Origin of the sequence: Desulfonatronospira sp. (assembly GCA_003563255.1) — a bacterium.
Lineage (GTDB): Bacteria > Desulfobacterota > Desulfovibrionia > Desulfovibrionales > Desulfonatronovibrionaceae > Desulfonatronospira.
Genome location: PWSL01000227.1, coordinates 1 through 6,169 on the forward strand (window position 1 = coordinate 1; position 6,169 = coordinate 6,169).

General features: G+C 51.3%; 8 protein-coding genes. 3 read left to right on the forward strand and 5 right to left on the reverse strand.

What is annotated here, in order from left to right; translation table 11 throughout:
* Positions 1-45: 45 nt before the first annotated feature.
* From QZP87_RS06655 to QZP87_RS06670, 4 genes are all read right to left on the reverse strand, one after another.
* Positions 46-618 (reverse strand): iron chelate uptake ABC transporter family permease subunit, encoded by a 573-nt coding sequence (locus tag QZP87_RS06655; protein WP_291322138.1) that lies wholly within the window; start codon positions 616-618, stop codon positions 46-48.
* Positions 619-817: 199 nt separating this feature from the next.
* Complete coding sequence (locus tag QZP87_RS06660) at positions 818-1,087, reverse strand: hypothetical protein (protein WP_291322139.1); 270 nt, start codon at positions 1,085-1,087, stop codon at positions 818-820.
* Positions 1,088-1,137: 50 nt separating this feature from the next.
* A complete protein-coding gene (locus tag QZP87_RS06665; protein ID WP_291322140.1) occupies positions 1,138-1,551 on the reverse strand; it encodes a PIN domain-containing protein in 414 nt (137 codons plus the stop codon).
* The gene (locus tag QZP87_RS06670; RefSeq protein WP_291322141.1) at positions 1,548-1,799 is read right to left on the reverse strand and encodes a ribbon-helix-helix protein, CopG family; all 252 of its coding nucleotides are present in this window, start codon (positions 1,797-1,799) and stop codon (positions 1,548-1,550) included. Before QZP87_RS06670 ends, QZP87_RS06665 begins: the two co-directional genes overlap by 4 nt.
* 401 nt (positions 1,800-2,200) lie before the next feature.
* On the opposite strand from QZP87_RS06670, the gene QZP87_RS06675 reads away from it, so the two are divergent.
* Positions 2,201-3,205, forward strand: a complete 1,005-nt coding sequence (locus QZP87_RS06675) for a DUF1566 domain-containing protein (protein ID WP_291322142.1) — start codon at positions 2,201-2,203, stop codon at positions 3,203-3,205.
* A 53-nt stretch (positions 3,206-3,258) separates the two neighbouring features.
* Here QZP87_RS06675 and QZP87_RS06680 read toward each other — a convergent pair whose 3' ends face one another.
* Positions 3,259-3,492: a Nif11-like leader peptide family RiPP precursor gene (locus QZP87_RS06680; RefSeq protein WP_291322143.1), complete on the reverse strand. Its 234-nt coding sequence runs from the start codon at positions 3,490-3,492 to the stop codon at positions 3,259-3,261.
* Between the two features lie 379 nt (positions 3,493-3,871).
* Here QZP87_RS06680 and QZP87_RS06685 point away from each other — a divergent pair, with 379 nt between their 5' ends.
* Positions 3,872-4,432: a GAF domain-containing protein gene (locus QZP87_RS06685; RefSeq protein WP_291322144.1), complete on the forward strand. Its 561-nt coding sequence runs from the start codon at positions 3,872-3,874 to the stop codon at positions 4,430-4,432.
* A 278-nt stretch (positions 4,433-4,710) separates the two neighbouring features.
* Entirely contained in the window at positions 4,711-5,733 is a 1,023-nt protein-coding gene (gap, locus tag QZP87_RS06690; protein WP_291322145.1) for a type I glyceraldehyde-3-phosphate dehydrogenase, read from the forward strand.
* Positions 5,734-6,169: the final 436 nt, after the last annotated feature.

Consider the following 6,169-nt stretch of genomic DNA (forward strand, 5'->3'; position numbering starts at 1 on the left):
AGACAGAAGTAGTGCTCAAAGGTACTGGAGAGTACGATGATTTTGTCAATATCTGGCTGGATCACCTGAAAAAGGCCGTTGACCAGCTACATTAACATTACCAAATCCTATAAGCCCGGACTGGCTGACAGCCACGCTGACCATAAGTGAGGTAAAGACCAGAAGGGCCAGAGTGACCAGGCGGACGTTGCCCCCCATGGAAGCGGCCGTATCCCGGCCCATGAGCAAAAGATTCATGGGCCGGGCCAGCTCAAAGATCACTGCCATGCCCGGCAGCACCATCAGCAGCACCGGCAGATGCTGCGGGCTGATCATGGACAGATCCCCCATGAGCCAGAACAGGATGCTGCGCATCCGGGCATCCTGGGACAGGGAAATAAGAAACATGATCATGGCCCCGAAAAAGGCGTTAATCATTACTCCGCCCAGGATCAGGGAATCCCGGCGCAAAGGAGAGCGCCCGCCGGCCAGGATCTCCAGGCCGTCCAGGAGTCTGGGGGTGGGACGCTCAAACACGTCAGTATCCACCACATGCACCCTGCCCTGCTGCACGGCCCTTAGCTGGGGCCATCTCTGCCATGCAGCGGTCAACTCATGGGCGTCCTTGCCTCCGGACATGGAGGCTGTAACCGCTCCTTCACATTACAGGCCGGACAACACTACAGCGAAACTTATAAAATATAATATTGTACCTCAATTGGGGACAGGCACCCCCGCACTTATTTTTATTATAAATGATTTTGGTATTATTGGAAAAAAAAGTGCGGGGAGAGCCAGTCCCCCGAAGGTCAATCGTAAGTTTCGCTGTAGTGATAAGCTACAGAACAAAATAGGCAAGCTGGAGCAAAAAGAGGTAAAATATCACTCCCAGCCAGGTAAAGACAGCCTGCCATCTTATATATACCAGGGATTCGGGCCAGGACAGGGGGATGAGATGGGCGGCTATGGGGCTGAGTGCCAGGAGCAGGCAAAGCCGGAAGCCACCGCGCCTGACTCTTGAAGAGAATCCGAACTGCGCGGCGAAGCGCGCCCAGGTGAAGCAGTGCATACCCAGGTAGACCAGGAAAAAGCCCAGGATGAAAAGCATGTCTTTTATGAACCAGGTCTTATTGTCTGTTGCAGTGTTTGAGCTTTATCTTATATTCTGTCCGGGATCAGTTCAAACCGGGATATATGCGCAGGCTGGTATACTCTGAAGTCCTTGTGATCCAGAGTAAACACTGTGGTGGCTTTTGTGGCTTCCGCAAGTACGCATAAAGCTGCGTCAGCCATATCCATGGGCAGATCCCTGTATTTCTGCATAAGATCCCTGCAGCGCTTCAAACAATCGTTGTCCAGATGGTCAATCCTGACTCCGCCTCTGATCAAAAAATTCCAAAGAGCCGCCTGGGCTTGCCAGGAGAAGCTTAATAAATAAAAGGCTTCGGTAAGAACCGGCCAGACAGAAACCAGGGGGCCCTTAACCTCTTTCAGAATATCCAGGCATTTGTGGTGCCAGGCATCGGAACGATCAAAAAAGGCCACCAGCGGTCCAGTATCCATCAGAATCATTGGTTTCTTCCGAAGCGCTTGCGCAGAATTTCCTCTCCCCGGGTAGAAAGATCTCCTTGCCCGCTGGCTCCAGATCCGGCCAGATCTTTGATCAGTTCGTAGGGGCTTTGCTCGATTTCTTTGAGAGTCCTTTCACAGTATTCCTGAAGCGACCTGCGAACTACTTCGGTCCTGGTAACGCGCAGAGCTTCAGCTGTCTTTTGCAGTTTGTACCTGGTGTTTTCGTCCAGCCGAACGCTTAACGTCATGGTATTAATCCCTCCCGCTGACGGAATGTCTGTTCTGTAATACATATTGTATTGCAGGAGTTAGAGTATGTCAAGGCGCTATCAGTGACTTACCAATGAAACCCTGTCATAAAATAGGAAATTTTGAGTTATGGCGGGGGGTCAGCGCTTGGCACTGGAACTGTTCCAGCTTTTCTGCTTGTGACTTGATGCCGATTATCAGCATAAGCACAGAAAAAGTAAGGAAGTAATGCCGGCTTTCCATTGGGTTTCCCCAGGCCGGCGCTTTGGAAGATTGTCGGCGGGACACTCTGATTGTCTGTCTGTTAAGTGCTTGCCAACCGCCGTATTTGGCAGCTATGAAAAAACAGTTGTCTATCGCGTAAGGTATGGTTCAGACTTCATAAAGCACAAAGGGAGAAATGACTTTGAATATAATTCATACCGGCCTGGAAAAATGTTACGATCTTTCCGGCAGGGAAATACCCTGCCATGGCACCTGCCAGGACGCGGCCTTTAGATCCGGGGTTCCGTGGCCAGCTTCCAGGTTTACTTCATTAAGTAAAAAACGTGTACGCGATGAACTGACCGGCCTTGAATGGACCCTCAAGGCCAATTTTTTTGATTTTCCCCTGACCTGGCAGCAGGCCCTGGATGAAGTAAAGGAGATGAACAGGGGGGGCTTTGACGGGTACAATGACTGGAGACTGCCCAACAGAAGAGAGATGCGCTCAGTTGTTTCTCACGGGCAAAGAAAACCGGCCCTTCCGGCAGACCATCCTTTTACCGGCGTGTTCCTGGGATGGTACTGGACTTCCACAACTTCGGCCCTGGCACGGGCATATGCCTGGTATGTGCATCTGGAAGGGGCAAGAATGTTTTACGGTGGCAAAGAGCAGCGCTACCTGGCCTGGCCGGTGCGGGGCAGTTCCGTGCACATTCCCCGCACCGGGCAGACAGAGTGCTTCAATACCCGGGGGGAGGTGATAGAATGCGCCGGGACCGGGCAGGACCCGGATATATCGGCCGGACAATCCTGGCCTGCTCCCCGCTTCAGCAGGCTGGGCCATGAGGTAACGGACCATCTGACCAGCCGGGTCTGGCTTGATCCGGTTGTATTTGCGGGCCGGGCAGTAAACTGGCAAGAGGCTCTGGATCTGGCACAGCGGTTAACTGGCGGGAAAGATTGGCGGCTGCCCAATATCAACGAACTGGAATCCCTGGTGGATGCCTCCGCCCATTCACCGGCACTGCCTCAGGGACATCCGTTTACCGGACTTATGGATGGCTACTGGTCCTCTACAACCAGTTTTTTTGAGCCGGACTGGGCCTACGTTCTTTATATGCGCAAGGGGGCTGTGGGGGTGGGATACAAACCGGGTGTGGAGTTTTACACTTGGCCGGTGCGCTGCCTGGACAGGGGGTAGGGTTTTCAGGATCTGCGCCTGCGGCATTTCTGCAGACGCAGACAAAAACAGCATCAGCTTCCGAGCCAGTTGCAGTCTTCGGTGTGACAGCGCAGGTTTTCCTTCTGCTGCTCTGTAAGCTCCCTGGTGACAGAGCTTAAATCATCTTTGCTGAAGCTGAACCCTTCTTTCTGGGCCGCGGGGGAGTTGCAGAAATCCTGCAGGTCCTTATGTTGCCCTTGCGCCTTGGCAAAACTTTCATCGGAACAGACTTTTTCCACGAATTTTTTTGCTGCTTCCACAGACATAGTTTTCTCCATAATAATGTAAGTTCTCAATAGTTCTGGGCAGGGGTCAATAAATTTGCTGCCTTCTCCCGATTTATTTTGACGTATCTTTTAGCGCTTTTAAGGAAAGCAGAGTACAGGCACCCCCGCACTTATTTTTCAGTAATGATCTTCACATCAGCTAAAGATCAGTGCGGGGAGAGCCAGTCCCCATGCCACATGCAAAGCGCTAAACAGATACATTTTGATATCCAGGCGCACTGCCGTAATGTCGGAAGCTGCAGCCCATGGGTATCCCGTATCTCGGGTTGACCCGCGGCCTTTATGAATTTAATAGTTACCCTGTTTGAATGGATTGAGCCTCAACATCTCAAATTTTTTAAAAAAGGCAGGTTACAGCATGGAATCCAAAGAACTGTATAAAACAATTTACAAGATCGCCAGGGTAGTCAATTCCTCCCTTGAGCCCAAAGAGGTCCTGGGGCAGATCGTTGAGCAGGTTACTAAGGCCATGAACGCCAAGGGTTGCTTCATCCGGTTGCTGGACAGGACCGGTACCGTCCTCAAGCCGGATGCCTACTTTGGCTTGAGTGAACGATATGCCCACAAAGGGACTGTGGAAGTGTCCAAGAGCAAGCTGGACCAGGAGGCCCTTGAAGGCAACCCGGTCTATATCGCCGATGTCCGGACCGACCCCCGATTTCAATATCCACAGCAGGCCTCGGAAGAGGGCATAGTCTCGCTGCTGGTGGTCCCTCTCACCGCCCAGGGGGACAGGATCATAGGTGTTTTGCGTGTATATGCAGGGGAGTTCCGTGGTTTTACCGATGAAGAACTCGATTTTTTGAGCTGCACTGCCAATCTGTGCGGCATCGCCCTGGAAAACGCCCGCATGTACAACGCACTGAAACGGGCCAGCGAACTGGCCAACGAATACGTTTACCAGGTGTTTGAGGACTAGCGGTTTTAATCAGAAAACATAGTGATCTGGAGAGTTAAAAGTTAATTGTTAATGAAAATAAAGATTGATGATTTCAGATGGTTATATCTTATGAACATCTGGACATTTGAAATTTTTCAAAATGTAATAAATCCACAGTGTTGCACGATATTTTTTGACTGTCCAAACAGTGACGTTTTTTTAGAAATCAGCGAACCGGTGGGCGCATAAGCCTGTTGACGCGCCGGTCATACATATAATTTTGAAATATCGCACTTTTGGTGCGTCTGGAGGAAGACATGAGCAAGAAGGTACGAGTGGGAATCAACGGCTTTGGCCGCATCGGGCGGCAGGCACTCAAAGCAATATGGAAATACCACCGGGATACCATAGAAGTCGTGGCGGTGAACGATCTTTTCGACATCAACACCAATGCACATCTTTTGTCCCGCGATACCAGCTACGGCACCTTTGAACCCAGCATAAGCGTACACGGGGACGCCATACACGTAGGGGACGATTTTGTTGTGCATAACTGTGCAGAACGTGATCCAAGGCTTATTCCCTGGAGTTCCTTTAATGTGGATGTGGTAGTGGAGTGCACGGGCATTTTTCGTACTAAAGAAAAGGCATCCATGCACCTGGAGGCCGGCGCTAAAAAGGTCATTATTTCCGCGCCCGCCAAGGAAGAGGATATTACCATCGTTATGGGCGTGAACGAGGCCGCATATGACCCGGACAGGCATCACATAATCTCCAACGCCTCCTGCACCACCAACTGCCTTGCTCCTGTAGTCAAGGTCGTGCACGAGCAGTTCGGCATAAGTAAAGGGGTCATGACCACAATTCACGCATATACCAATGACCAGCGTATCCTTGATTTGCCCCATTCGGATTTGCGACGCGCCCGGGCTGCGGCCTGCAACATGATCCCCACCTCCACCGGCGCGGCCAAGGCCGTGGCACTGGTTATGCCGGAGATGGCGGGCAAGTTTTCGGGCTTTTCCGTGCGCGTGCCTGTACCCACTGTTTCCCTGGTGGACTTGGTCTGCGAGCTGGAACGTGATGCAAGCACCGAGGATTTGCGCTCAGTACTCAAGAATGCAGCACAAGGCCCGCTGCAGGGCATCCTGGGCTATTCAGAAGACCCGCTGGTCTCCTCCGATTTTATCGGCGATCCCCGTTCTTCAGTTGTAGAAGCGGATTTCACCATGGTTCAGTCCGGAAACATAGCCAAGATATATGCATGGTACGACAACGAATGGGGCTATTCCTGCCGCATCGGCGATCTGGTGGCCTACATGGCTGATAAGGGTCTGTGATGTAGTTAAGAGTGCAAACATGAATCACTTGGCCTGATACCAATGAACGTACAATGGCAGTGCCCTTTTGGCTTGACTTTGGCATAACAGCTGTCTATCAAAAATACTACGCGGGCTTTGCCCGCAACCCAAAAACATATTCTCACGCAAAGGCGCAAAGGTCGCCAAGGAAGACAGGATGATTTCGCCTCTTAAACTTTGCGTATTTTGCGGCTTTGCGGTTCAAATTTTTCTTTTTTTGTAACTATTCACCAAATCTTTTTGGCTCTTTCAGCTCAAGTGTACGCCAAGCCTGAAATGTTTTACCTCTCGCCCGCTTCGCTAGAGGCACCCAGTTAAATACCCCAGAGGGGACCCCGATTTAACCGGGCAAGCAGAGGACGCAGAGATAAGAAGGATTTTTCATTGCCCTGAGCCGGGGCAATGAAAAAGGCTC

What these genes read in the sequence shown, in the direction of transcription:
- QZP87_RS06675 (WP_291322142.1), top strand. Translation starts at nt 2,201, where the DNA reads ATGACTTTGAATATAATTCATACCGGCCTGGAAAAATGTTACGATCTT.
- QZP87_RS06685 (WP_291322144.1), top strand. Translation starts at nt 3,872, where the DNA reads ATGGAATCCAAAGAACTGTATAAAACAATTTACAAGATCGCCAGGGTA.
- gap (WP_291322145.1), top strand. Translation starts at nt 4,711, where the DNA reads ATGAGCAAGAAGGTACGAGTGGGAATCAACGGCTTTGGCCGCATCGGG.
- QZP87_RS06660 (WP_291322139.1), bottom strand. Translation starts at nt 1,087, where the DNA reads ATGCTTTTCATCCTGGGCTTTTTCCTGGTCTACCTGGGTATGCACTGC.
- QZP87_RS06665 (WP_291322140.1), bottom strand. Translation starts at nt 1,551, where the DNA reads ATGATTCTGATGGATACTGGACCGCTGGTGGCCTTTTTTGATCGTTCC.
- QZP87_RS06680 (WP_291322143.1), bottom strand. Translation starts at nt 3,492, where the DNA reads ATGTCTGTGGAAGCAGCAAAAAAATTCGTGGAAAAAGTCTGTTCCGAT.
- QZP87_RS06655 (WP_291322138.1), bottom strand. Translation starts at nt 618, where the DNA reads ATGTCCGGAGGCAAGGACGCCCATGAGTTGACCGCTGCATGGCAGAGA.
- QZP87_RS06670 (WP_291322141.1), bottom strand. Translation starts at nt 1,799, where the DNA reads ATGACGTTAAGCGTTCGGCTGGACGAAAACACCAGGTACAAACTGCAA.